Raw genomic sequence first — 23,977 nt, 5'->3', positions numbered from 1 at the left:
AAAAAAAATAAAAAATAAGGAGAATTTTGTGAAACAGTATGTAGCGGATTTCGGGCTGTTAATAGTCGGAATATTGTGGGGACTGGGTTTTGTATTTGTAAAAATTGGGTTAAATACGGGAATTAATCCATTTTATCTGTCAGCGCTGAGATTTTTAGTCGGTGGAATTTTGTTTTATTTCGTTTTTTTTAAAAAGATGAAAAAATTTAGGAAAAAAGACATTGTTGCTGGACTTGTTGTCGGCACTTTTCAATTTTTGGGCTACGCTTTTCAAACTTATGGCGCAATGATTACGACGGCTAGTAAAAACGCATTTTTTACTTCGATAAATGTGATCGTCGTGCCATATATCTTTTGGATTTTACATAAAAAAAAGCCTAAAATAATGACTTTTATTTGTTCGATTATTTGTATAATTGGAATTGGAGTCATAAGTTTTGATAAAAATTTAAATTTGTCTGACATTAATTTTGGAGATATCTTGACAATAATAAGTGCGATATTTTTTGCGTTTCAAATAGCAACAACTGGATTTTTTTCAAGAAAAGTTGAGCCGTTAAAATTAATTTTTTTACAAATGATATTTGCTGGAATTTTATTTGTAGTAAATTTTTTTATTTTTTCAAATCCTGGAGAAATTTCAGATTTAAAAGGAATGGCACTGATTTCAGTCGGTTATTTGACAATATTTTCCACGATAGTTCCGACACTTTTACAAACAGTCTGTCAAAAATTTACAACGTCGACACGAGCTTCACTTTTGATGTCGACAGAATCACTGTTTGCACCAATGTTTGCATTTTTTTTATTGGGCGAAGTCCTAAGCTTGAAGGTAATTATTGGAGCTGGAATAGTTTTGTTTTCAATAGTTTTGTCAGAAATTTAAAAATTATAATTAAAAAAATTTGACTTTTTTGAAAAAATATTATAAAATTAATTATAATAATTACAAAATTATAATAATTTTATATATAAAATTTGGAGGTAAAAATGGATTTTAGTTTAAATTTAGGTGTTTTGGATGAAGGAAAACTACAAAAAATTGATGAAAATAAACTTTATGACGTGGCTGTTATTGGAGCGGGACCAGCAGCGGTCTCTAGTGCGATTTATGCGGCTCGTAAAGGTTTAGCTGTTGCGATGGTCGGAGTAAAAGTGGGTGGACAAGTTTTGGATACAAACGAAATTGAAAATATAATAGGAACAATTTCTACAACTGGAAGCAAATTTGCCGAAACTTTGCACAATCATTTAAAGGAGTATGCAATTGCGTTTAAAGAAGGGCATGTTGTAAAAGAAATTTCGCTTGATGGAAAAGATAAAATTTTTGTCACTGACGATGGAAAAAAATATAAGACAAAAGCTATAATTTTAGCAACTGGTGCAAAACCTAGAAGTCTTAATATTCCTGGAGAAGCTGAATATGTTGGAAAAGGAGTGCATTACTGCTCAACTTGTGACGGACCTTTTTACAAAGGACTTGATGTCGCTGTAATTGGTGGTGGAAACTCAGGCGTGGAAGCTGCACTTGATATGTCGGGGATTGCAAAAAATGTTACATTAATTGAATTTATGCCAGAATTGAAAGCCGACAAAGTTTTACAGGAAAAATTGGCCCAGCGTGAAAATGTGAATGTAATTTTAAATTCAGCAACTACGGAAGTTTTAGGAACAGAATTTGTGGAAAATTTAAAATATAAAAATCGAGCTACAAACGAAGAAAAAACTTTAAAATTGGACGGAATATTTATTGAAGTAGGACTTTCTCCAAGCAGTGAAATTGTAAAAGATTTAGTTGAATTGAATAAAGTGGGGGAAATTGTAATAAATCCATTAAATAATGAAACTTCGGTGGAAGGAATCTTTGCTGCAGGAGATGTTACAAGCATAAAACAAAAACAAATAATTGTTGCAATGGGAGAGGGTGCAAAAGCAGCACTTAGCGCATTTGATTATTTAATCACAAAATATTAATAAAATTTTTTAGACTTATGAAGTTTTTCATAGGTCTTTTTTTTTGATAAAATCTCTAATAATATAAAAATTTTAAGACTAAATTTTGATTTCAATATTTTTTAATTTATTTTTGTTTACAAGATGTTATTTTATTTAGTATAGTTTTTTATTTTTTTACATAAAATCTTTAGTAAGAAAATTAGAAATTTAAAATGAAATAAAATATTTAAAGGAAAGTAAAAACTTCTATTTTTAAGTTTCTTATTTAATCCGCAAAGTTACTAAAATAACAATTTTTTTCTATTCCTTTTTTAAGCAGAAGTGCTCATCGCCGCATCCCTGCACCCCGGCTAGTCTTCGATATTTTTATGCACTGCCAAAAAACTCGCTTACGCTCAGACAGTTTTGTCAGCACATAAAAATGCTCCGACGGTTTAAATTTTACTATTATACAAAAGATGTCGTGATTTTTTTGGAGTAAAGACGACTGTTTGAGCACTTTTAGTGCGAGTTTCGGCTTTGCTTCAAAAAAATGCTTAGACGAGCGTGGGGATTATAAGGGGAAATGGTGGTCCTTTCCCCTTATGTAAAAAAATAAAAAACTATACTAATCAAAATAAATAAAAAATATTGAAATTAAAATTTACTTTAAATATTTTATTTCGTTTTAAATTTTTAATTTTCTTGCTAAACATTGAAAATTATTATATAATTAACCCATAAAAAACAAAAAAATATATTTTGGAGGGAAAAAATGAAAGAGAGAATCGTTATAACTGTTATTGGAGCTGATAAAACAGGAATTGTTGCAAATGTGTCAACAAAATTGAGCGAATTAAAATTAAATATTATTGATATAACTCAAAAAGTTTTTGAAGATAATATTTTTGCCATGATAATGTTAGTGGAAGTTGAAAAGAATGTAGATATTAAAAAATTGCAGGAAGAATTTAAAGTTTTTGAAGGAAAAATCGGAGTAAAAGTATTTTTGCAGCATGAAGAAATTTTTAAAACAATGCACAGAATATAATTTTAGAAAGAAAATTAGGAGGAAAATATGAATTTATTACCAGACGAAATACTGGAAACAATAGATATGATAGAGATGCAAAATCTTGATGTGAGAACAGTTACAATGGGAATCAGCCTGTTAGACTGTATCGAAACATCGGCTGAAAAAACAGCTGAAAATATTTACAACAAAATTGTAAAAAATGGAAAAGATTTGGTAAAAATCGCAGACGAAGTGGCTAGTAAATACAATGTCCCAATCGTAAACAAAAGAGTTTCTGTTACACCGATTGCAATAATTGGAAATGCTACAGATGCGACTGATTACACTATTTTTGCAAAAGCGTTAGATAAAGCTGCAAAAGAAATCGGAATTGATTTTATCGGTGGATTTTCGGCACTTGTTGATAAAGGGTTTACAAAAGGGGATTTGAGATTGATTGAAAGTATTCCAGCTGCACTTTCTCAAACTGACCGTGTTTGCTCTTCAGTAAATGTCGGTTCGACAAAGTCAGGAATCAATTTGGATGCTGTAAAGATGATGGGAAAAACTGTAAAAGAACTGGCTAATTTGTCAAAGGAAGCTGATGGACTGGCAGCGGCAAAATTTGTTGTATTTACAAATGCTGTGCCTGACAACCCTTTTATGGCTGGAGCATTTCACGGTGTAGAAAATCCTGATATCGTGCTAAATGTGGGAATAAGTGGACCTGGAGTTGTAAGACACGCACTTGCAAACATTTCAAAAACTGCTAAAATCGACGAAATTACAGAGGCTATAAAAAAAGTTAGTTTTAAAATCACAAGAATGGGAGAATTGGTTGGGAAAGAAGTTGCAAATAGACTTGGCGTTGAATTTGGAATAATAGATTTATCACTTGCACCAACTCCAGCAGTTGGAGATAGCGTGGGAAATGTGTTAGAAGAATTTGGCTTAGAAGCTGTTGGAGCTTATGGGACAACTTTAGCACTTGCAATTTTAAATGATGCCGTTAAAAAAGGTGGAGCTATGGCTGCGACTCGTGTTGGAGGATTGACAGGAGCATTCATTCCGGTAAGTGAAGATCAGGGAATGATAGAAGCCACAAGTAAAGGACACTTAAATCTTGAAAAATTAGAAGCTATGACTTGTGTTTGTTCAGTTGGACTTGATATGATAGCAATTCCTGGAGATACGACAGAAGCTGTTATTTCTGGTATAATAGCTGATGAAATGGCAATTGGAATGGTAAACAGTAAAACTACGGCAGTGAGATTAATTCCAGTTCCAAATAAAAAGGCTGGAGACAGAGTCGTATTTGGAGGACTTCTGGGAGAAGCTGACATAATTGACATAAATAATTTGGACTGTTCAGTTTTAATAAATCGTGGTGGAAAAGTTGCGCCTCCAATTCAAGCTTTGAAAAATTAATTTGGGGATAAAAAAAATAATATATTTGTTTGTATATAAAAATTATTTAAATATTTAAAGAAAAACAATATTAAAAGAGAAAATTTTTTAAATAATTTTCTCTTTTTATTTTTTATTTTGATAAAATATTTTTGAAAATAAATTAAAAATAAGGAGATGAGTGTGAAAAAAATAAAATTTTTAATAATGCTTTTTAGCATAGTTTTAAATGCGAATATTTTTTGTGCAAAGTTGAATTATACTAATAAAAAAACAAAAGTATCTGATTACGATGTGAAAGAAAATATTGTAAAATATCAAAAAAGTGAGTATAAAAAAGGTCAAATTTACTATGCTATAACGGATAATACAACAGGTTATGACAATTGGGAAAAAGAAGTTGGGGGTGAGTTACCACGAACATATCTTCCTAAAAATTGGAAAAAAATAGGGAAACATCCGTTAAAAGATCAAGCAGGTGAAGACCATACGACACTTGTCACAAAAACTTTTCTTGAAACAGCAGGACTTGATGCGAGTCAAGTGATAAATTATGGTGCTGAAAATGAATGGAATATGATGGAAGGAATATTTTCATACAGTACAAGTACGTCATATTATTCTCCGTATATGTTGACAGATAATGCATGGTATTTTGGAAATGTAATAAATGAAACGCTTTTAAATAATTATATGCCAAGACTTGCGACAACAAATACAGATGATAGAAATTTATTAATAATAGCTCTTCCGAATGCTGAAAAAAGGAAAAATGGTTCTAATGCCGATGTAATACTTAATGATGCAACCGCAAAATTTCCTTTGTATAGTGATGAAGTTGAAAAATTATTTAGAAGTCAGCGTATAATGGTTGATGCTACAAATTGCTTTGTTCCAGGGAAAAAAGATGTAACAAATCCTATTTTGCTAAATGAAAGTTATAGAGGTAAAAGAATATCAGATTTTTCAAGTAAATGTACGATGTCGCAAATGAATAATGAAGTTGGAGCAGATGCGTTGTATGCACGTGGAAATACGATAGTAGCACTTGGAAATATATATAGTAGAGTAGATGGCTCAAATAAATTTGGAACAAGTTTTGCAACGCCTAGAACTGCTGGATATGCAGCACTGATTTTGAATAAATTTAAAGGACTGACTTATCATCAGGTAAAAGAAATTCTTTTGACAACAGCTTATCGTGAAAGAGATAGACTTGACAATCAGATGGGCTGGGGAATTGTGGATATAAGAAAAGCACTTAATGGTCCGACAAATTTGAATGCGGGATTGATTGAAGAAAATAAATTTTATACTGGGATGTATGATAAAATTTTCAATAAAAAAAGTAACGATATTTATTTTTGGGCTGAGCCGGAAACTGACTGGGTATGGAGTAACGATATAGACAGCGGATTAAGTGACAAACCAAGTGGGACATCAAGTTATATAGTGTCTTTCGATAAAAATGATAACAGTAAAACAAAAAGATTGACGATACAAAATTATTTGCCAAGTGAAGAAAATTTTTATAAGGAAACTAGTAAATATGTACCAGGACTTAGAAAAGCCGGGAAACATAAATTGACTATAACTGGGGATTTGCTTTATGGCGGAGAAACTCAAGTTTTGGAAGGAACGCTGAAACTTACTGGAAACATACCTGACAGTACAATAGTTGTTTATGAAGGGGCGACTCTTGAACTTTGTGGAAATGCGAATAAGGTTGTACTTGCTGGTGGGAAAATTGAAGCATGTCCGAGTGCTAAATATACGCTTGTGAATGAAGACAGGGAAGATATTGAAGTAAATAAAACAAAAGTGATTGATATTCCAAAACTTTTCTACTTTACTCAGAGTGATAAAATAGAAACTAAGAATTTTAAAAATTATGATAAATATAATAAATTTTTAAATCAACATTACAATCATATAACAGGAGTTTGGAATTTGGAAAAAATGCCAGAAAATGAATTTTTTGGTACAAAAAATCAAGTTTATGCACACGATTATTCTTATAAGCTGACTGGTAAATGGGATTTTACCGATACTTATGAATTTTATAAATACATGACACAAAAATAAAATAAAAAAATAATAAATTAAAATAAGGAATTTAAATGAATTTAATCAAAAATCTTGAACAAAGACAAGATTTGAGATGAAGTTCAAACATTCCTTATTTTCTAATTTTTTAAATTTCTTCTTTCAATTTTTTTAACAGAGACTGACAGCCTTTTGAAACATCAGCAAATGTCTTCTCAAAATCCCCTGTAAACCAAGGGTCAGCAATATCACGGGCCTCTCCGGCATATTCTAAAAGTCTTTTAACTTCTCCTGCTTTTCTTCCGTTTATAAATGAATTAATATCTTTTATATTATTTTCATCCATTCCAATGATATAATCAGAATCCAAATCTGAATCTTCAAGAGTTCGAGAGTACATTCCAGCAGTTGAAATTCCCTCTTTTTTCAGTCTTTCACGAGTACCGTGATGAACAGGATTTCCGTGTTCCCAAGAACTTGTAGCCGCAGAGTCGATTATAATTTTATCTTGCAAATTCTCATCTGCAACCATTTTTTTAAAGACAGCCTCAGCCATTGGAGAACGGCATATATTTCCAAGACAGACAAATAATACTTTTTTCATTTTTTGACTCCTTCTATTTTTAGGTTTTTCTCAAAAAAATCAAATTTTCTAATTCTAAAATTATAAATCTTAAAAATAAAAAATAAAATTAATTGTTGTAGGTTTCGCAACGATTTAACCAGCCTCTAAGCCATTTTTGCTCATTCTTTGCACCAGAATTTTTTACTCTTCTTTCAAGCACAGATTTTGCCGACTGACTAAATTCTTCAAGTGCAGCTCTTCCAGTTTGAGAACCTTTCATATTTTCCAAAACTTGCAGAAGTCCCCATCCTTGTCCATTGTAAGTTTCTGATGGCAAAATTCCTTCACCTTTGAAATTTACATAGTCAATTAATGGATATAAGCCATTTGGCGAGTTTGCAACACGGTAAAATTGTTTTTTGACATTTTCTTTATTTTTTGCAACTTTTAACATTTTTTCCAGTGAATCTTCCAAACGGTTAAAAATAAACTCAATTTGTGTATCCTGGGTGTTGTAAAGAAAATTAATCAGTTCGGTAATTTCTGGATTATTATTTTGTTTTAATTTCAAAAACTCTTCTCGGCTTTTCCAAGGTGCAAATTTATTATCTTTAATAATTTTTGGCAATTCAATATTTTTAGATTTGTAAAATTCCACAAGTGGCGGAAAACTTTCTTCAAATTTACCTTTTTCATTCTTTTTATACCAAATAAAATGCCCTATCCCAAGCGATGGGAAATTTTCTCCGCTATTCCAAACGACCAAGTCATTCTTTTTCCCAGCAGCTTCATTTTGAAAAATTCTTTTTGCCACACGATTAAGTTCTTCTTTTGAAATTGATAATTTCGGTCTTTCACTCAAGTTTTGAGAATTTATATTTTTATCTTCGTTGATATTAATATTTTTAGTTACGTTTTTATTTTGATTTAAGTTATCTGCCTTTTTAACAACTTTTTTTACATTTTCATTTTTTGCTTTTGGCGATTTTTTAAAAAATCCAAAAGATGTCAAAGAAGCTATTAGTGCTCCAAGTAAAATAACAGTTTTCATGAAATTCCTCCTTTTTTAGTAATTTTATCATATTTTCAGGATTTTATAAAGTGAAAAATTATGAAACTTAATTTAATTAATTTTACAAATAACTTCAAATTTCTAAATTTTTGTGATATGATTTTGATAAGAAAAAAGATTAAAAGGAGAAAAAAATGGAAAGAATAGCAAGTTTTACAGTAGATCATAAAAAATTAAACAGAGGAATTTATGTGTCAAGAATTGACGAAATCAACGGAAATTACATCACAACTTTTGATGTAAGAATGAAGCTGCCAAACAGAGAACCAGTAATAAACATCGCAGAACTTCATACAATGGAACATTTAGGAGCAACATTTTTAAGAAATCATCCAACTTGGAAAAATGAAGTTGTATATTTTGGACCAATGGGTTGCAGAACAGGATTTTATGTAATTTTAAAAGGAAAATTAGAATCAAAAGACATCATTGACTTAATGAAAGAACTTTACAAATTCATGGCAGAATTTAAAGGCGAAATCCCAGGAGCGACTGCAATTGAATGTGGAAACTATTTGGATCAAAACTTGGCGATGGCTAATTTTGAATCGAAAAAATTTTTGGAAGAAACTTTGGAGAATTTGACGGAAGCGAATTTGGTTTATCCTGAATAGAAAATACTATGAGCATCTTTAAGAAGTATTTAAAAATAGGGTGGTAAAAGGATGGAAGAACTAAATACATTTGAAAAAACTTTACCAGATAAATTGGATTTTCTAATTAAATTGAAGCAATTTGTGAGTTTAGAAAAAAATAGTTTGGAAAAAATTAGTTTAGCAGTTATTTTTTTAGAATTAATGCAGAAAAATGGAAAAAGTGCAGAAATAAAAAGAATTAATGAACTTGAATATGTTTATGAAAATTTAACAGGATATTATTTTTTAGTTAGCTCAAAAAAAGCAGGAAATTGTTATGATTATATTATAAAAATTTTTCATGAAAAGTTATTTCCAAATGGAGTAATTGATAAAATAATAGGAAATTATTCTTCTTTTGATAGTATAAAAGAAAGAGCAGAATATTTGTTGAGTAGATGGATAGAAATTGGGAAATTAGATTTTTATGTTTCATTATTGGATTTTGAAAATATAAATTTAAAAATGGAAAAATTGAAAGTTGAAAATAAATGGAAATTAATTATATATGAAAATATAAAAACTTCATACATTAAAGATTATAATTTGGATACAGAAGAAGCACTGTATTGTGATATTTTTTTGGAAAAATTAAAAATAGACCCTTTGTATGATAAAATCAAATACAATGAATTTTTGAAAAATATATCTCCTTTATTGAAAAAGGAATTATTAGATATAGCTGAAAATTATGAAATTGAAATATTAGTTGATAAATATCCAATTACAAATAATAAAATGCAATTTTTAGATGATGAAATGGATATTTATATTACTAAAAATGATTCAAATATTCATCCTTTGGAAAGTTATCCTGAAATATATTTTAGAGATACAGTAAATTCTTGGAAAAAATGTGAGATTATGAAAAGCCGAAAGCAAAAAATATTTATTCTAAATATAGAACTTAATGAAGAAAAATGGAAAAAATTGCCAGAATTTAAGATAATGCCTAAAATAGAGCATAAAAATATATTTCCACCTGTTTTTAAAAAAATAGAAAATAACATTTTTGATATAGTTTATATTCCTAGAGACTGGGATGATGATGACCTTGGATTTAGTATATCAGAAGAATTATTAAAGAAAATGATAGGATTGGGTTATGATGTTGAAATTATAAGTAATAAGGATAGATTTTTTAATACCCATTCACCATATAAACTAAAAACGGAAAAAGATATTTTATGGATTTATGATTATGAAAATAATTGGTATATATTACCACTACTGGATTTTGATACATTAGAACGAAAAGTTATAGATGGAGAAGTTATAACATACACGACTACCTCTGTACAAGTATATCATGAAAAATATTGTCCAAATGGAAAGTTGTATTTTCAAAAATCAGAGATAAAAGATTATGGGATAAGCGATGCAATTCATTTGGGATTTGGTGAGTGGGTTGTTAATGAATATCAAAAACTGATTGAAAGTTATAAAACTAAAATTTAATTTTCTAAATTAAATGAAGTAGAAAAAGATCGCCTTGTTAAGAAATTGAAAAATTATAATTTTTAAGTTTGATTTCAAAAGTGAAAAGGAGAGATTGTGTATGAAAAAAGTAATTATTTTGTTTTTTGTTGTTTTTTCATTAAATTTTTCATTTGAATTAAAAAAAGAAAATTTAAAAATTGTAAAAGATAAGAGTTTAAAAATATCGGAAGAAGAAATGAAAAATCAAACTGAAAAAATTGTTGAAATTTTTGATAAAGAAATTTTAGATAGGATAGAAAGTCAAAATAAAGGAATTGAATATTCGGAAAATACTAATTTTGAAACTGGGTGGAAAATTTTTAAAGCGAATGTACCTGATGTTTTGATGAATAATAAAGTTTATGAAAAAACAATTTATAAAATTGAAAAAATTAATTTTATTTCAAAAAACAAAGTTGAGATAACTTATACTGAAAAATCTCCAAATATTTTTGAAATTATGTTCTCTGAAGAATTTAATAAAAAACTGGAAGATAAAGTTTCAAAAGAATTGGGATATAAATTGGATAATGAAAAAATTCAAAAATTATCCAATGAAGAAAGAATGAAAGCAAATGCAATAATTTTGTCTGAATATCAAAATGAAATGATAAAGATATTGGATAATAATCAGTTTGAGTATATGACTAATAAAAATAAGATGATTTTGGAAAGAAAGAAAAAAGGATGGGAATATAAAGATGAAGAAACATTAGAAAGTGATGGTTTTGATATTTTTGATTCTATGTTTGAAAATTTTGGAAAATAATTTGAATAAATGAGGATGAGGTATGAGTAAATGAAAAAAATATTGATTTTATTTTTATTAACAACAAGTCTTGAATTTTCAGCAACTTACAAGGTTGAAGTTAAGCCTAATGTGAAAATTCAGCAGTCAGAAATTGAAAAGAACAATTTGGAAATTGAAAAAGTTTTTTTGGAAAATACAAAACGAGATACTCTTGAAGGTATAAAAGAGGTTGACAATCAGATTGCAAAACAAAAAGATGAATTAGGAGCAAGATTTTTTGGCGAAATTTTGAAAGAATATATGAGAAATATGGAATATCGTATTAAGGAGATAAATTATAATTCTAGTTCAAGTGCAGATTTAAAATTTGTTTTAAAAGCACCAAAATTAAATTTTAACTCTCTTTTGGGAGCTGAAGACCAAGAAAAAATAAATAAAACATTTGAGCAAAAAACTGGAAAATCAATAAAATATTTGTCAAATATTTCAGGGGAAGATTTTCAAAAGAAATGGATGCCAACCTTGATAGATATAATATCAAAAACAGTTTCAGATAAAATTAAGAATATAAAAGAATTTGAGGAAAAAGAAGGGGCTGTTGAAGCGACAAAAATTAATGGAAAATGGAATATTATAATGAATAATTTAAAATAGAAAATTTTAGAAAATTAAAAAGACTGATACTTTTTTATATAGAAATTGAAAATTTTTTGTAACAAAGGAAGGATTGAAATGGCAAAAATAATAGACACACATACACACATTTACGACGAGCAATTTGCAGAAGATTTTGATGAAGTTTTGGAACGGATTGATGAGCAGCTGGAAGGTGCTGTTGTTATTGGGTGTGATTTGGAAACTTCGCTTACGAGTGTGGCTCTTGCGAATAAATATCCGTTTATTTATGCGGTGATTGGAGTTCATCCTGTGGATATTAAGAAGTATAATGATGAAGTGGAAAAAGAATTGGAGCGACTGGCTTTGAATGAGGAAAAGGTTGTTGCGATTGGGGAAATTGGACTGGATTATCATTGGATGGAAGATCCGAAAGATGAGCAAATTGCTGTGTTTAAAAAGCAGATGGAACTTGCTGAAAGAGTGAAAAAGCCTGTTGTGATTCATACGAGGGAAGCGTTGCAGGATACGATTAATGTTTTGAAGGAATATCCGAATGTTGGCGGGATTTTGCATTGTTATCCGGGATCGCTTGAGGCGGCAAAACCTCTTTTGGATAGATATTACATCGGAATTGGCGGGACTTTGACATTCAAGAATAATAAAAAGACGAAAGAGCTTGTGAGAGAACTTCCTTTGGAAAAAATTGTCCTAGAAACAGATTGTCCATATTTGACGCCAGTTCCTTTTAGAGGAAAAAGAAATGAGCCGATTTACACAAAATATGTGGCAGAGGAAATTGCTAGAATTAAAGAAATTTCTGTGGAAGAAGTTATAAAAGTGACTACGGAGAATGCGAAGAAAATTTATGGGATAAAATAAATATAATAAAAAAACTGAATATAAAAAATATATTTTGATTAATCAAATAAAAAACTAATATTAATATGTTAGTATTGGGTGTTAGTAATGAACTTATTTAGTAATTTTATTTTTTTTTATAAAAAATTTTTTCTAAAATAAATTTTAAAAGTTATAAAAAATTGAAAAAATTTATAAGAAAATATAAAATAGGTTTACTAAAGTAAAAATTGAAAAGGGGAAAACAAAAGAATGAAAATGAATAAGAAAATATTGTTTTCAATGTTATTTTTTGGAGTATCTTCAATGGCTTTTTCAGAAGACTATTTTGATTATAAAGCACTTTTAGTGGGAGATGTAAACGGGAATATAATTAAAGAGGACAATAGCAGTACAGTTAGACCACTGGCATCTGTAACAAAAATTATGACTGTAATTTTGACAATGGATAAAATAAAAAGTGGACAAATTTCTTATGACACCAAAGTTACAGTTTCGGCAAAAGCGGCAAAAGTTCCTTATGGAGTGACTTTAGTTGCAGGAAAACAATATACAGTAAGAGATTTATTGAAAGCAACAATTATAAAATCATCAAATAATGCGGCTTATGCACTAGGAGAATTTGTTGGAGGAAGTATTCCAAATTTTGTAAATATGATGAATCAAAAAGCGCAGCAATTTGGTCTGTATTCACTAAGATATTGTTCTCCAAACGGATTGCCGCCAAGTTATACAGGTTCTTGCATGGATCAGGGAAACGCAAAAGATTTATATAAATTGGCACAAATCGTAGTAAAAGATTACAGCGATTACTTAGATTTTTCAAGAAATAAAGTGGATTATATTGACAATGGAAATACAAAAGTTTCTTCAACTAATACTCTTTTGGGAAATGTCATTGGAGTTGATGGATTAAAGACAGGTTATCACGACGCAGCTGGGTCAAATATTGTACTTACAGCAATTCGTGACGGAAATAGAATGATTACCGTAATTTTAGGTTCTGCTCATGCCAAAGATAGAAATGCAATTGGAGCTCGAGAAATAAACGAATATTATGCAAATGGATACGGTCGAAACAATAATTATGCACAAAATACAAATAATAATAATAATAATAATAATAATTCGTCACCAAATAAAGGAAACAAAATTTCTCAATTTTTTAATTCGTTAGTTGGAAGAAATAGTGATGGAACTAGAAAAATAAAAGTAGTTAATAAAAATGATATAGTTGCGATAGTAAAAATTGGAAATGACAAATTTAATTTGTATCCGGCAAAGGATGTGGAAATTGAAGCAAAAGAAAAGCCGCGTTTAAAATACAGTGTTACTTTAAATCCAGGAATTTCAAGACAAAGTAGAGGACAAGTGGTCGGAACATACACTGCAACAGACGGTATTCAAACTTTTACCGGGGAATTAATAATGAAATAAGATTATGAGCTGTATTTACAGCTCAATTTTCTATTTTACAAAAAATAAAATGAGGAGAAAAATAGATGTCAATTGGAGTATTTGATTCTGGAATCGGCGGACTTACCGTTTTAAAAGAAATTAGAAAAGTTTTGCCAAATGAGAAAATATTTTATTTTGGAGATACGGCGAGAGTTCCGTATGGAGAAAAGACAAAAGAGCTGATAACTAGGTATTCAAAAGAAATTGTGGAATTTTTGCTGGACAAAGAAGTTAGTGCTATCGTAGTTGCTTGTAACACAGCTACGGCATTGGCGCTGGAAGAATTAAAGAAAACATTTAAGATACCAATAATAGGGGTTATAAAAGCTGGAGCGAAAACAGCGATAAATACGACAAAATCTGGAAATATCGGAGTTATTGGAACGAAGGCAACCGTGAATTCTAAAAGATATGAAGAAGAAATAAAAAAATTAAGTGAAAATGTAAAAGTTATTGCAAAAGCTTGTCCACTATTTGTTCCTGCGGTGGAAGAAGGAATTTTGGACGGAAAACTTGTCGATCAGATTATAAAGACATATTTGGATGATTTTGAAAAAGAAATTGACACGCTTATTTTGGGGTGTACTCATTATCCACTATTAAAAAATGCAATTGGGAAAATTTATACTGATTTAAATATCGTTGATCCTGCGAGAGAAACTGCACTTGATTTAAAAGAAATTTTGGAAGAGAAAAATTTATTAAAAAATGATGCGACAAAAAATAGAGAAGTTAAATATTATGTAACCGACGGAAAAGATAAATTTAAGGAAATTGGAATTATGTTTTTGGACGAAAATATTGAAAAAGTTGAGTTGGTAAAACTTTAAAACGAAGGGAAAAATATGTTTGAATACATTTTTGGAAAACTAGCTATAAAAAAAGTAGATTATGTGGCAATTGACATAAACGGACTGGCTTATAAAATTTATATTTCTCTTAAAACTTTTGAAAAATTAAACGAAATTGGGAAAGATGAAAAACTTTATATTTTTACAAATGTGAAGGAAGATAATATTTCGTTTTATGGATTTAAGACACAAAATGAGAGAGAATTATTTAAAGAATTAATCACGATAAGTGGTGTCGGTCCAAAACTTGCAATTGCGATATTGTCGACTTTTGAAGTGAAAGAAGTGATAGAAATTGTGTCAGTTGATGAAATAAAAATATTTACAAAAGTGCCAGGACTTGGACTAAAAAAAGCGCAGAAAATTATTTTGGACTTAAAGGATAAAGTGAAAAAATTGAATATTTCAGAAAGTTTTGAAGAAAAAAGTAAAAATTCTCAAATTAATTTTAATAGTGAAATTTTAATTTTAAAAGAAGATTTGAAATTAGCGCTTGATTCGCTTGGCTATCAGAATGAAGATGTTTCAAAGTGGATAACAGACGAAGAACTTTGTAAAATTGGTGATATAAGTGAAGTAATAAAAATTGTGCTGCAAAAAATTCAAAGTAAAAAAAGAAAATAATAAAAAATAGAAATGAGAATATAAAATGAAAAATATTTTTGAGCAGCTTATCATTTTAACAAAATTTATGACAAGAATCCCAATTCCCATAAAAGTCGATTATGATCCCAAAAAACTTGGGAAGTCGATAAAATTTTTCCCATTTGTGGGACTGGCAATTGGACTTATTTTATATTATTCGAGCATAATTTTGGTAAAATTTTCAAAAAATAATTTGATAAATGCTTTGATTGTTATAGTTATAGAGCTGATGACAGTTGGAATAATTCATATTGACGGGCTTTGTGACACATTCGACGGGCTTTTTAGTTACAGGGAAAAAGAAAAGATGCTTGAAATAATGAAAGATTCGAGAATTGGGACAAATGGAGCGATAATTTTAGTCTTATATTTTATTGCAAAAATTTTATTTATTTCAGAAATTTTTTCTATAAATTTAAAATATTTGATAATTTATCCAGTCTTAGCAAGACTTGCCACTCCAATAAATGCCGCTTTTTCAGATTATGCCAGAAAAAATGGGATGAGCAATTTTATAATTTCACAAAATTCTGCTTTTGAAGGAATCTTTTCGATAATTTTAGCGGTGGCTTTATCCTTTCTAATATTTAGTTTTAAAGGATTTGAGCTATTTTTAGGAGCTTTTTTATTTATAATTTTTTTTATGCAGTTTGTAAAAAAGAAAATTGGCGGTGTGACAGGTGACACGATGGGTGCAGCGCTTGAATTAACGGCAATTTTTGCATTATTTTTAGCAATTTTTTTGAAGTGAGAAAAGGGGAAAAACTATGACAGAGTTATTATTTATTAGGCATGGGGAAACAGACCATAATAAAAACAGATTATTTTATGGGCATCTTGACCCAGATATTAATCAAACTGGGATTGAGCAGTTAAATAAGACAAAATTGAAGTTGCAAAAATTTGAAGAAAAAATAGATGTTGTTTTTTGCAGCGACTTGAGACGATGTCGACAAAGTCTTGAAATACTTGAAATTTCAAATAAAGTTAAAAGAAATTTTACAAAAGAATTGAGAGAAATTAATTTTGGAATTTTGGAAGGGAAGACCTATGAAGAAATTGAAGCTGAAAATCCTTATTATATCGAACAAATAGAAAATAATTGGAAATATTTTAAAGTTGAAGGTAGCGAAAGTGTTTTTGAATTGCAAAATAGAATTGTAAAAAAAACCGAAGAAATCATAAAAAATTATCAAAATAAAAAAATTTTAGTAGTTGTCCACGGCGGCGTAATTCAGTCGCTAATCAGCTATTATCTTACAAAAAACTTGGATTTTTACTGGAATTTTCAAGTTGACAATGGAAGTATTACAAAAATGACGGTGACAAAAGATAATTTTGTTTATTTTAATTATATAAATAGATAAAATATTTTTATAAAAACATAAATTATTGACTTTTAAAAGTGCTTATGTTAGTATATATGTATTAGTTTTGTTAAAGAAAATATTATTTAAAAATTTTAGATTAGATGAAAAATAGGAGGAAATAATGGGAAGACACGGTACAATAGCTGGTCGTAAAGAAGCGCAAGATAAAAAAAGAGCTGCATCATTTACAAAACTTGTAAGACTTATAACAGTTGCAGCAAGAGGTGGGGAAAATCCAGAATTTAATGTCGCACTAAAACACGCAATTGAAAAAGCAAAAGCAATTAATATGCCTAATGATAACATCAACAGAGCGATTAAAAAAGGTGCGGGAACAGATGGTTCGACATCATTTGAAACATTAAATTATGAAGGATATGGACCTGCAGGGGTTGCAATTATTGTGGAAACATTAACTGACAACAAAAATAGAACTGCTTCGTCTGTAAAACATGCTTTTGACAGAAATGGGGGAAAACTTGGAGTTTCTGGCTCTGTTTCGTATATGTTTGGAAGAAAAGGTGAAATTATAATTGAAAAAACTGACGATATTGACGAAGAAGCGTTGATGGAAGTTGCATTAAACGCTGGAATGGAAGATATGGAAACTTTGGATGACAGTTTTTACATCACAACTGACCCAAGTTCTTTTGATGAAGTGGCAGATGCGCTTAGAGAAGCTGGATACACATTGTTAGAAGCTGATATTCAGTATTTGCCGTCAATCGAAGTGGAAACCCTTAGCGATGATGATTTACAAAAATTAAGAAAATTAATTGAAGTTTTGGAAAATGATGACGATGTGCAAAAAGTTCACCACAACTATGCAGGAGAATTATAATCTAAAAATTGATAAAATATAGCGGACAAATTTTTTCCGCTTTTTTTATTTTTTTGAAAAAAACGAAATAATTATTTTAAAATATGAAAAAGTTAAGAACAAGAATTATCAAAGTTCAATCTAATTAAAATTTGCTAAAATCCTTTTCAAATAAAAAAAATAAAAATTTTTTAACAAAAGATAGCAAGAAGCCGTAGACTTCCTACAAGTGGGAGTAGTTTACATAAGATTCAGAAAAAAAAGAAAAATAAAAAAGAAAAAAATTAAGAAAGAAAGTAAGTAAAAAAATTAAGAAAGTAAAAAAGTTAAGAAAATAAGAAAGAAGGAATAAAAATGAAAAACAAAAAAAAATATTTAATATTAGTTTCAATGCTGCTATTTGTTTTAAGCTGTTCTGATAAATCAAGTAAAACAAGTGGTGCATCAGAAAGCGACCAAAAAAATACGCAAGAAAAATCAATTTCTTTGCAAGAATTACCAAAATATACTAAAAATGCAGTTCAGACACAAGATGCATTTGTTAGTATTCACAACAGCGCAAAAGATTCGATTGTAAATATTAGAACTAAAAAGACTGTGAAAGTAAATACTTATAATCCATTAGAAGCATTATTATTTGGAAATTCAGGTGGACAGGAAACAAGGGAATCTGGAGCATTAGGTTCAGGATTTGTCGTTTCTAAAGATGGTTACATTGTGACAAATAATCATGTAATTGATGGCGCGGACGAAATTTTTGTAAAATTTTCTGACGGAAAAGAATATAAGACCAAACTTGTGGGAACTTCACCAGAAGTTGACATAGCCGTTTTAAAAATAAATTCCAATGAAACATTTAAACCTTTGGAATTTGCTAATTCAGATGAGGTTCAAATTGGACAATGGTCAATTGCTTTTGGAAACCCAATGGGGCTTAATGACTCAATGACTGCTGGAATTGTAAGTGCAGCTGGAAGAAGTTCACTTGGAATCGAGCAAATTGAAAACTTCATTCAAACGGATGCAGCAATTAATCAAGGAAATAGTGGAGGTCCGTTAATTGACATAAGTGGAAGAGTAATAGGAGTTAACACAGCTATTTATTCACAAAGCGGTGGAAGTGTGGGACTTGGATTTGCAATTCCTTCAAATTTAGTTGTGAGAGTAAAAGATTCGATCATTGCCACAGGAAAATTTGAAAAACCATATATCGGTATTTATTTGGATAATTTAGATGCGCAAAAAGTAAAAGCGTTGAATTTGAAATCGTCAAATGGAATATATATTGCAGGAACTGTTGCAAATGGTCCAGCAGCACAAGCGGGACTTGCTAAAAATGATGTAGTTACAGCAGTTGATGGAAAAGAAATAAATTCAGCAGGAGCTTTCGTAGGAGAAATTGCAGCTAAAAAAGTTGGTCAAAAAACTAATTTAACTGTGACAAGAAATGGAAAAGAAATAAATGTAGCAGTTACATTGGCAAAGACACCAAATACATTGCAGCAGCAGCAAATTTTGCAACAAAGACAACAGCAGCAGCAACAATATGAACAACAATTTGGAAGATAAAAAATAAAAAAATTCATTTGATAAATTGTTATTAAATGGATTTTTTTATATACAAAAATTAATTTTTATAGTAAAATAATAAAAAAAGTGAAAATGGAGGTAGCAAATTTATGAAAATAAAAGATATTTTAGAAAAAAAAGAACATACAGTTTCATTTGAAATTTTTCCACCAAACAAAAATTTTTCGGAAGAAAAACTAAAAAATGTGACAGCGGAGCTGGTTCAATATAAACCCGACTTTATAAGCGTGACTTATGGTGCAGGTGGAAAGACAAAATCTGGGACAATAGAGATGGCGTCGCACATAAAAAATAATTTAAAAACAGAAGTTATGACGCATTTGACTTGTGTTGGAAGTAAAAAAAGTGAAATAAATAATTTTTTGAAGGAAGTAAAAGAAAATAATATAGATAATATTTTAGCACTTCGTGGAGATGTACCCGTTGGAGAAACTGAAGAAATTTATGACAGAGGCGACTACAAATATGCATCAGAATTAATTTCTGATTTAAGACAAAATGAAAAATTTAGCAGTTTTTCAATTGGAGCGGCGTTTTATCCGGAAACTCACTATCAAAACAATGATTTGGTAGATTTATTTCATTTAAAAAATAAAGTCGATTCTGGAGTAGATTTTTTAGTTTCGCAGATGTTTTTTGACAACGACCTTTTTGTAAAATTTAGGGAAAATGCGGAAAAACTTGATATAAATGTCCCTTTAGTCGCTGGAATAATGCCAGTTACAAATGCAAAACAGATAAAAAGAATAATAGAACTTTCAAAATGTTCAGTTCCGAAAAAACTGGAAAAATTAATTGAAAAATATGGAGATAATCCAGATTCAATGAGAAAAGCTGGAATTATGTACGCAAGTGAGCAGATTATCGAACTTTTTGCTTACGGAATAAAAGGTGTTCACATTTATACAATGAATAAGGCTGAAAATGCGAAAGAAATTATAAAAAATATTGCTTTTCTGAGATAAGAATATGAACTAAAGCCGCTTGACTTTTGTATTTATTAGGAATACTTTCAACAATGGAAATTATTGAATATGTTGGTCCTGTTTTAAAAGATGTCAAAAAACCGATTGCTATTGATCCAGTAATAGTTTGTAAAATGAATAGCGAAGGAGAAGGAAATCCAGAAAATCTTTTCCCTGAAAATGTTGAAGCTATGAAAAAATATCTTTTGCCTTATGCGACAGTTATGACACCAAATTTATTTGAAGCAGCACAACTTGCTGGAATGGAAGCGATAAAAATGATTGATGAAGCAAAAGAAGCTGCTAAAAAGATATACGAATTGGGAGCAAAATATGTTGTTATAATAGGACGAACTTTTTTTACTGGAGAAAATTCAGTGAATTTGTTATACGATGGAAAAGATTTTAAATTTTTTGAAAGTAAAAAAATTGACACAAAATGGAATCACGGCGCTGGATGTACTTTCTCCTCTTCAATTACCGCAGAAATTTCAAAAGGTGCAACAGTTTCAGAAGCTGTGAAAATAACAAAAGAATTAATTTCAAATGCACTTAAAGATTCATTTTCGTTAAATAATTTTGCAGGTCCAATAAATCATAAAAAATTTTCACTAAAATAAATTAAAAAAGGGAGATTTTTTCTCCCTTTTCTAAAAAAATTTTATAAAAAAAACTATTTTAGAAAAATTCCAAAATAGGTTATTAAAAAAGTTTATGGTGCCGCTTGTCGGACTCGAACCAACCACCTACTGATTACAAGTCAGTTGCTCTACCAGATGAGCTAAAGCGGCATAACATAGTTATTATATAAGATTTTTTTTATTTTGTCAAGAGTTTAAAATAAATTTTATGAATAAAGGAGATTTTTTATGAAAAAAATTGATGAAAAAAAAGAAATTAGAAAAATTTTATTAAAAAAAAGAAATCTAATGGATAAAAAAACTGTTGAAAAAAATACGGATTTAATTATTAAAAATTTAAAAAAATATGTTGAAAATGCTAAAAATATTATGATTTTTATGGACATGGGAAATGAAGTGAATATCACAAAATTGCTTGAACTTTATCCAACAAAAACTTTTTTTATTCCAAAAATTTTTCCTAAAAGAGAGATGAAAATTAATAAATATAATAGAAGTGAGCTTGTTTTGCATAAATTTGGATATTATGAGTCGGCATCCGAAGAATATTGTGATGAAAAAATATTAGATTTGATTGTTGTTCCTGGAATTGGTTTTGATTGCAAAAAAAATCGAATTGGCTTTGGTGGCGGGTTTTATGATAATTTTTTGACGAAAGTTAGGAAAATGAAAAAGGGAATTTTATGTGTTGCAGTTTGTTATGATTTTCAAATTGTGGAAAAAATTCCAACAGAAGAGCATGATGTGAGAGTTGATGCGGTTGTCAGTGAAAAAAGAGTGATTGTGTAAAATAAAAAAATCTTTGAAATAATGGAACTGGAGAATATTTTAAAAATATGGTATAATTTGTCTATTATTTAAATTATTTGAAAAAGATTGGGGGATAGAATAGAAATGAAAAAAGATTATGATGTGCTGGAATTTCATAAAATAATTAATGAGCTTATGGAACTGGCTTTGCTGGAAAGTACAAAAGAAAAATTTTTGGATATTGATATTATAAAAGAAAAATCTGTTTTGGATAAAGAACTTGTTTTAATGTCTGAAATGATAGATTTTTATAAATTTGATGATGGATTGGAACTTACTGGTTTAGCTGATTTGTCGAGAATGTTTAAGTCAATTGATGTTATTGGAAGTTACTTGAGCAGTGAAGATTTTTCTGTACTTAAGAGAAATTTGGCAATTTTTAGGATTTCTAAAGGGAGAGCTAAAAATGTGCGAGATAAATATAAGACCATTTGGAATTTGTTTGCAGATGCACAGGAAGTGAAAGATATTGAGAACTTTATTTCTGAAGCGATTGATGATAATGGAGAATTAAAAGATGACGCATCTTTTGGGTTAAAAGATGTAAGACGGCAAAAACAAAATATTAATGCGAATATAAAAGAAAAATTTGACGATTTGGTGTCAAATAAAGAGACTCAAAGAGCTGTGCAAGAACGGATCATAACGAAAAGAAATGATAGATATGTAATCGCTGTAAAAACAGATTTCAAAGGGCTTATAAAAGGTATTGAGCATGATAGGTCAGCTACTGGAAGTACGGTTTACATTGAACCGATAAATATTGTTTCGCTGAATAATAAACTTAGGGAATATGAAGCGAAAGAACGAGAAGAAATTAGAAAAATTTTGCTGCGATTGACAGAGATTGTAAAAACTAAAAAAGAAGAAATTTTAGAAATAAAAGAAATATTGGAAAGACTTGATTTTTTGAATGCCAAGACAATTTATTCGGTGAATAAAAAATGCGTTGTGCCAAAAGTTATAAATAAAGAATATTTGAAATTGGTGGACGCAAGACATCCGCTAATTGATGAAGAAAAAGTTGTGCCGATCAATTTTTCAGTTGGAAATGGTGAAAATATTATGCTTATAACAGGGCCGAATACTGGTGGAAAAACAGTTACGCTAAAAGTGGCAGGACTTTTAACTTTGATGGCTCTGTCGGGAATTCCAATTCCAGCGGGAGAAAAAACGGAAATTGGATATTTTAACAATGTACTGGCTGATATTGGGGATGAGCAAAGTTTGGAGCAAAATTTATCGTCATTTTCAGGGCATGTCAGCAAAATTAAAGAAATTATTGAAAATTCGAGCAGTAAATCACTCGTTTTGATGGATGAGCTTGGAAGTGGAACGGATCCTATGGAAGGTGCGGCTTTTGCGATGTCAATTATTGATTATTTAAATAAAAAAAATATAACATCAATAATTACGACACATTACAGTGAAGTGAAGGCATATGCTTTTAATTCTGAGAATATAAAAAGTGCATCTATGGAATTTGATGTGGAAAGTTTATCGCCAACTTACAGGCTTTTAGAAGGGATTCCAGGTAAGAGTAATGCGCTTATAATTGCAAAAAAATATGGAATTAGTGATGAAATCATTGAAAATGCGAAAAAATATATAAGTGAAGATAATAAAAAAGTCGAAGAGATGATTAAATCAATAAAAGAAAAAAATGACGAACTTCACTTGCTGACTCAGGAACTTGAAAATTCCAAAAGTGAACTTCTGACACAAAAAAATCTTTATGAAGAAAAAATTGTAAATTTAGAAAATGAAAAAAATGAAATTATAAAGAAAGCTTATGACAAAGCGGATGACTATTTGAAAAATATTCAGGCAAAAGCAAAAAGTCTAATTGAAAAAATTAGCCATGAAGAAAGTAAAAAAGAGGATGCAAAAAATACTCAGCGAAGTTTAAATATGCTCCGTGAATCATTTATAATTGACAAGAAAAAAAAGTTAAAGAAAAAAAAGTTGTAGTTAAAAATGTTGATTTTTCTGAAGGGGAAGAAGTTTTGGTAAAAACTTTAAATCAAAATGGAAAAATTTTAAGAGTGATGCCAAAAGATGGTCGAGTTCAAGTGCAATCGGGAATTTTAAAATTGGTTGTGTCGATGGATGATGTTGTAAAAATTCAAAAGAAAAAAAATAATAAACTTAAAAATTTTGCTGCATTAAAAAGAACTTCCCAAGTTCGTGGGGAACTTGATGTGCGTGGAATGAATGCGGATGAAGCAATTTCTGAAATTGAGACATATTTTGACCGTGCAATGCTCACAGGTTACAACGAAGTTTACATAATTCATGGAAAAGGAACGATGGTTTTGAGAAAGAAAATTCAAGAATATTTGAGAACTTCAAAATATGTGAGTGAGTTTAAAGATGCCAATCAAAATGAAGGTGGAGTTGGCTGTACGGTTGTAACTTTGAAATAATAAAAAATTGGGAGAAAAAG

At 29.5% G+C, this 23,977-nt stretch carries 22 protein-coding genes, 1 tRNA gene and 1 pseudogene; 21 read left to right on the top strand and 3 right to left on the bottom strand.

The window, feature by feature from the left end:
• The first annotated feature begins 28 nt into the window (after nt 1–28).
• From BCB68_RS02175 to BCB68_RS02155, 5 genes are all read left to right on the top strand, one after another.
• Nucleotides 29–886: a DMT family transporter gene (locus BCB68_RS02175; RefSeq protein WP_094080744.1), complete on the top strand. Its 858-nt coding sequence runs from the start codon at nt 29–31 to the stop codon at nt 884–886.
• Between the two features lie 104 nt (nt 887–990).
• Entirely contained in the window at nt 991–1,974 is a 984-nt protein-coding gene (locus tag BCB68_RS02170; RefSeq protein ID WP_094079337.1) for an FAD-dependent oxidoreductase, read from the top strand.
• A gap of 736 nt (nt 1,975–2,710) precedes the next feature.
• Nucleotides 2,711–2,986: an ACT domain-containing protein gene (locus BCB68_RS02165; RefSeq protein ID WP_094079336.1), complete on the top strand. Its 276-nt coding sequence runs from the start codon at nt 2,711–2,713 to the stop codon at nt 2,984–2,986.
• A 27-nt stretch (nt 2,987–3,013) separates the two neighbouring features.
• A complete protein-coding gene (locus BCB68_RS02160) occupies nt 3,014–4,378 on the top strand; it encodes a PFL family protein (protein ID WP_094079335.1) in 1,365 nt (454 codons plus the stop codon).
• 162 nt (nt 4,379–4,540) lie between these two features.
• A complete protein-coding gene (locus BCB68_RS02155) occupies nt 4,541–6,442 on the top strand; it encodes a S8 family serine peptidase (protein ID WP_094079334.1) in 1,902 nt (633 codons plus the stop codon).
• A 109-nt stretch (nt 6,443–6,551) separates the two neighbouring features.
• Here the strand turns inward: BCB68_RS02155 and BCB68_RS02150 are convergent, their stop codons facing one another.
• Nucleotides 6,552–7,007, bottom strand: a complete 456-nt coding sequence (locus tag BCB68_RS02150) for a low molecular weight protein-tyrosine-phosphatase (protein WP_094079333.1) — start codon at nt 7,005–7,007, stop codon at nt 6,552–6,554.
• A gap of 88 nt (nt 7,008–7,095) precedes the next feature.
• The gene (locus BCB68_RS02145; RefSeq protein WP_094079332.1) at nt 7,096–8,019 is read right to left on the bottom strand and encodes a hypothetical protein; all 924 of its coding nucleotides are present in this window, start codon (nt 8,017–8,019) and stop codon (nt 7,096–7,098) included.
• Between the two features lie 155 nt (nt 8,020–8,174).
• Between BCB68_RS02145 and BCB68_RS02140 the strand changes: the two genes are divergently transcribed.
• The 14 genes from BCB68_RS02140 (at nt 8,175) to BCB68_RS02075 (ending at nt 20,700) form a co-directional block, all read left to right on the top strand.
• The gene (locus BCB68_RS02140) at nt 8,175–8,654 is read left to right on the top strand and encodes an S-ribosylhomocysteine lyase (protein WP_094079331.1); all 480 of its coding nucleotides are present in this window, start codon (nt 8,175–8,177) and stop codon (nt 8,652–8,654) included.
• A 51-nt stretch (nt 8,655–8,705) separates the two neighbouring features.
• Complete coding sequence (locus BCB68_RS02135) at nt 8,706–10,133, top strand: hypothetical protein (protein ID WP_094079330.1); 1,428 nt, start codon at nt 8,706–8,708, stop codon at nt 10,131–10,133.
• A 100-nt stretch (nt 10,134–10,233) separates the two neighbouring features.
• On the top strand, nt 10,234–10,923 hold the full coding sequence (locus BCB68_RS02130; RefSeq protein WP_094079329.1) for a hypothetical protein: 690 nt from the start codon (nt 10,234–10,236) through the stop codon (nt 10,921–10,923).
• Between the two features lie 30 nt (nt 10,924–10,953).
• Complete coding sequence (locus BCB68_RS02125; RefSeq protein ID WP_094079328.1) at nt 10,954–11,559, top strand: hypothetical protein; 606 nt, start codon at nt 10,954–10,956, stop codon at nt 11,557–11,559.
• 78 nt (nt 11,560–11,637) lie between these two features.
• Nucleotides 11,638–12,402: a TatD family hydrolase gene (locus BCB68_RS02120; protein WP_094079327.1), complete on the top strand. Its 765-nt coding sequence runs from the start codon at nt 11,638–11,640 to the stop codon at nt 12,400–12,402.
• Nucleotides 12,403–12,633: 231 nt separating this feature from the next.
• The gene (locus BCB68_RS02115; RefSeq protein ID WP_094079326.1) at nt 12,634–13,818 is read left to right on the top strand and encodes a D-alanyl-D-alanine carboxypeptidase family protein; all 1,185 of its coding nucleotides are present in this window, start codon (nt 12,634–12,636) and stop codon (nt 13,816–13,818) included.
• A gap of 65 nt (nt 13,819–13,883) precedes the next feature.
• Nucleotides 13,884–14,669 carry a glutamate racemase gene (gene murI, locus BCB68_RS02110; RefSeq protein WP_094079325.1) on the top strand — a complete coding sequence of 262 codons (786 nt, stop codon included), beginning with the start codon at nt 13,884–13,886 and terminating at the stop codon, nt 14,667–14,669.
• 15 nt (nt 14,670–14,684) lie between these two features.
• Entirely contained in the window at nt 14,685–15,314 is a 630-nt protein-coding gene (gene ruvA / locus BCB68_RS02105) for a Holliday junction branch migration protein RuvA (RefSeq protein WP_094079324.1), read from the top strand.
• 25 nt (nt 15,315–15,339) lie between these two features.
• Nucleotides 15,340–16,086 (top strand): adenosylcobinamide-GDP ribazoletransferase, encoded by a 747-nt coding sequence (gene cobS, locus BCB68_RS02100; protein WP_094079323.1) that lies wholly within the window; start codon nt 15,340–15,342, stop codon nt 16,084–16,086.
• A 16-nt stretch (nt 16,087–16,102) separates the two neighbouring features.
• Nucleotides 16,103–16,702, top strand: coding sequence for a histidine phosphatase family protein (locus BCB68_RS02095; RefSeq protein ID WP_094079322.1), 600 nt, complete (start codon nt 16,103–16,105; stop codon nt 16,700–16,702).
• 124 nt (nt 16,703–16,826) lie between these two features.
• Nucleotides 16,827–17,546, top strand: a complete 720-nt coding sequence (locus tag BCB68_RS02090; protein WP_094079321.1) for a YebC/PmpR family DNA-binding transcriptional regulator — start codon at nt 16,827–16,829, stop codon at nt 17,544–17,546.
• 333 nt (nt 17,547–17,879) lie between these two features.
• Entirely contained in the window at nt 17,880–19,094 is a 1,215-nt protein-coding gene (locus BCB68_RS02085) for a S1C family serine protease (protein WP_094079320.1), read from the top strand.
• 110 nt (nt 19,095–19,204) lie between these two features.
• The gene (gene metF, locus BCB68_RS02080) at nt 19,205–20,080 is read left to right on the top strand and encodes a methylenetetrahydrofolate reductase [NAD(P)H] (RefSeq protein WP_094079319.1); all 876 of its coding nucleotides are present in this window, start codon (nt 19,205–19,207) and stop codon (nt 20,078–20,080) included.
• 53 nt (nt 20,081–20,133) lie between these two features.
• Entirely contained in the window at nt 20,134–20,700 is a 567-nt protein-coding gene (locus tag BCB68_RS02075) for a PfkB family carbohydrate kinase (protein WP_094079318.1), read from the top strand.
• A 95-nt stretch (nt 20,701–20,795) separates the two neighbouring features.
• Here BCB68_RS02075 and BCB68_RS02070 read toward each other — a convergent pair.
• A tRNA-Thr gene (locus BCB68_RS02070) sits at nt 20,796–20,871 on the bottom strand.
• 78 nt (nt 20,872–20,949) lie between these two features.
• Between BCB68_RS02070 and BCB68_RS02065 the strand changes: the two genes are divergently transcribed.
• Nucleotides 20,950–21,510 carry a 5-formyltetrahydrofolate cyclo-ligase gene (locus BCB68_RS02065; protein ID WP_094079317.1) on the top strand — a complete coding sequence of 187 codons (561 nt, stop codon included), beginning with the start codon at nt 20,950–20,952 and terminating at the stop codon, nt 21,508–21,510.
• 105 nt (nt 21,511–21,615) lie between these two features.
• Nucleotides 21,616–23,957, top strand: a pseudogene (locus tag BCB68_RS02060) (endonuclease MutS2).
• Nucleotides 23,958–23,977 lie beyond the last annotated feature (20 nt).

This window comes from Leptotrichia sp. oral taxon 498 (genome assembly GCF_002240055.1).
Classification (GTDB): Bacteria; Fusobacteriota; Fusobacteriia; order Fusobacteriales; family Leptotrichiaceae; genus Leptotrichia; species Leptotrichia rugosa.
This window is presented reverse-complemented; position numbering and strand designations above follow the sequence as displayed.

Bases quoted from the DNA above. Each gene is read 5' to 3' on its own strand.
- BCB68_RS02090 (WP_094079321.1), top strand. From the start codon at position 16,827: ATGGGAAGACACGGTACAATAGCTGGTCGTAAAGAAGCGCAAGATAAA.
- BCB68_RS02165 (WP_094079336.1), top strand. From the start codon at position 2,711: ATGAAAGAGAGAATCGTTATAACTGTTATTGGAGCTGATAAAACAGGA.
- metF (WP_094079319.1), top strand. From the start codon at position 19,205: ATGAAAATAAAAGATATTTTAGAAAAAAAAGAACATACAGTTTCATTT.
- BCB68_RS02170 (WP_094079337.1), top strand. From the start codon at position 991: ATGGATTTTAGTTTAAATTTAGGTGTTTTGGATGAAGGAAAACTACAA.
- BCB68_RS02075 (WP_094079318.1), top strand. From the start codon at position 20,134: ATGGAAATTATTGAATATGTTGGTCCTGTTTTAAAAGATGTCAAAAAA.
- murI (WP_094079325.1), top strand. From the start codon at position 13,884: ATGTCAATTGGAGTATTTGATTCTGGAATCGGCGGACTTACCGTTTTA.
- BCB68_RS02130 (WP_094079329.1), top strand. From the start codon at position 10,234: ATGAAAAAAGTAATTATTTTGTTTTTTGTTGTTTTTTCATTAAATTTT.
- cobS (WP_094079323.1), top strand. From the start codon at position 15,340: ATGAAAAATATTTTTGAGCAGCTTATCATTTTAACAAAATTTATGACA.
- BCB68_RS02145 (WP_094079332.1), bottom strand. From the start codon at position 8,019: ATGAAAACTGTTATTTTACTTGGAGCACTAATAGCTTCTTTGACATCT.
- BCB68_RS02065 (WP_094079317.1), top strand. From the start codon at position 20,950: ATGAAAAAAATTGATGAAAAAAAAGAAATTAGAAAAATTTTATTAAAA.
- BCB68_RS02135 (WP_094079330.1), top strand. From the start codon at position 8,706: ATGGAAGAACTAAATACATTTGAAAAAACTTTACCAGATAAATTGGAT.
- BCB68_RS02140 (WP_094079331.1), top strand. From the start codon at position 8,175: ATGGAAAGAATAGCAAGTTTTACAGTAGATCATAAAAAATTAAACAGA.
- BCB68_RS02150 (WP_094079333.1), bottom strand. From the start codon at position 7,007: ATGAAAAAAGTATTATTTGTCTGTCTTGGAAATATATGCCGTTCTCCA.
- BCB68_RS02125 (WP_094079328.1), top strand. From the start codon at position 10,954: ATGAAAAAAATATTGATTTTATTTTTATTAACAACAAGTCTTGAATTT.
- ruvA (WP_094079324.1), top strand. From the start codon at position 14,685: ATGTTTGAATACATTTTTGGAAAACTAGCTATAAAAAAAGTAGATTAT.
- BCB68_RS02160 (WP_094079335.1), top strand. From the start codon at position 3,014: ATGAATTTATTACCAGACGAAATACTGGAAACAATAGATATGATAGAG.
- BCB68_RS02120 (WP_094079327.1), top strand. From the start codon at position 11,638: ATGGCAAAAATAATAGACACACATACACACATTTACGACGAGCAATTT.
- BCB68_RS02085 (WP_094079320.1), top strand. From the start codon at position 17,880: ATGAAAAACAAAAAAAAATATTTAATATTAGTTTCAATGCTGCTATTT.
- BCB68_RS02095 (WP_094079322.1), top strand. From the start codon at position 16,103: ATGACAGAGTTATTATTTATTAGGCATGGGGAAACAGACCATAATAAA.
- BCB68_RS02115 (WP_094079326.1), top strand. From the start codon at position 12,634: ATGAAAATGAATAAGAAAATATTGTTTTCAATGTTATTTTTTGGAGTA.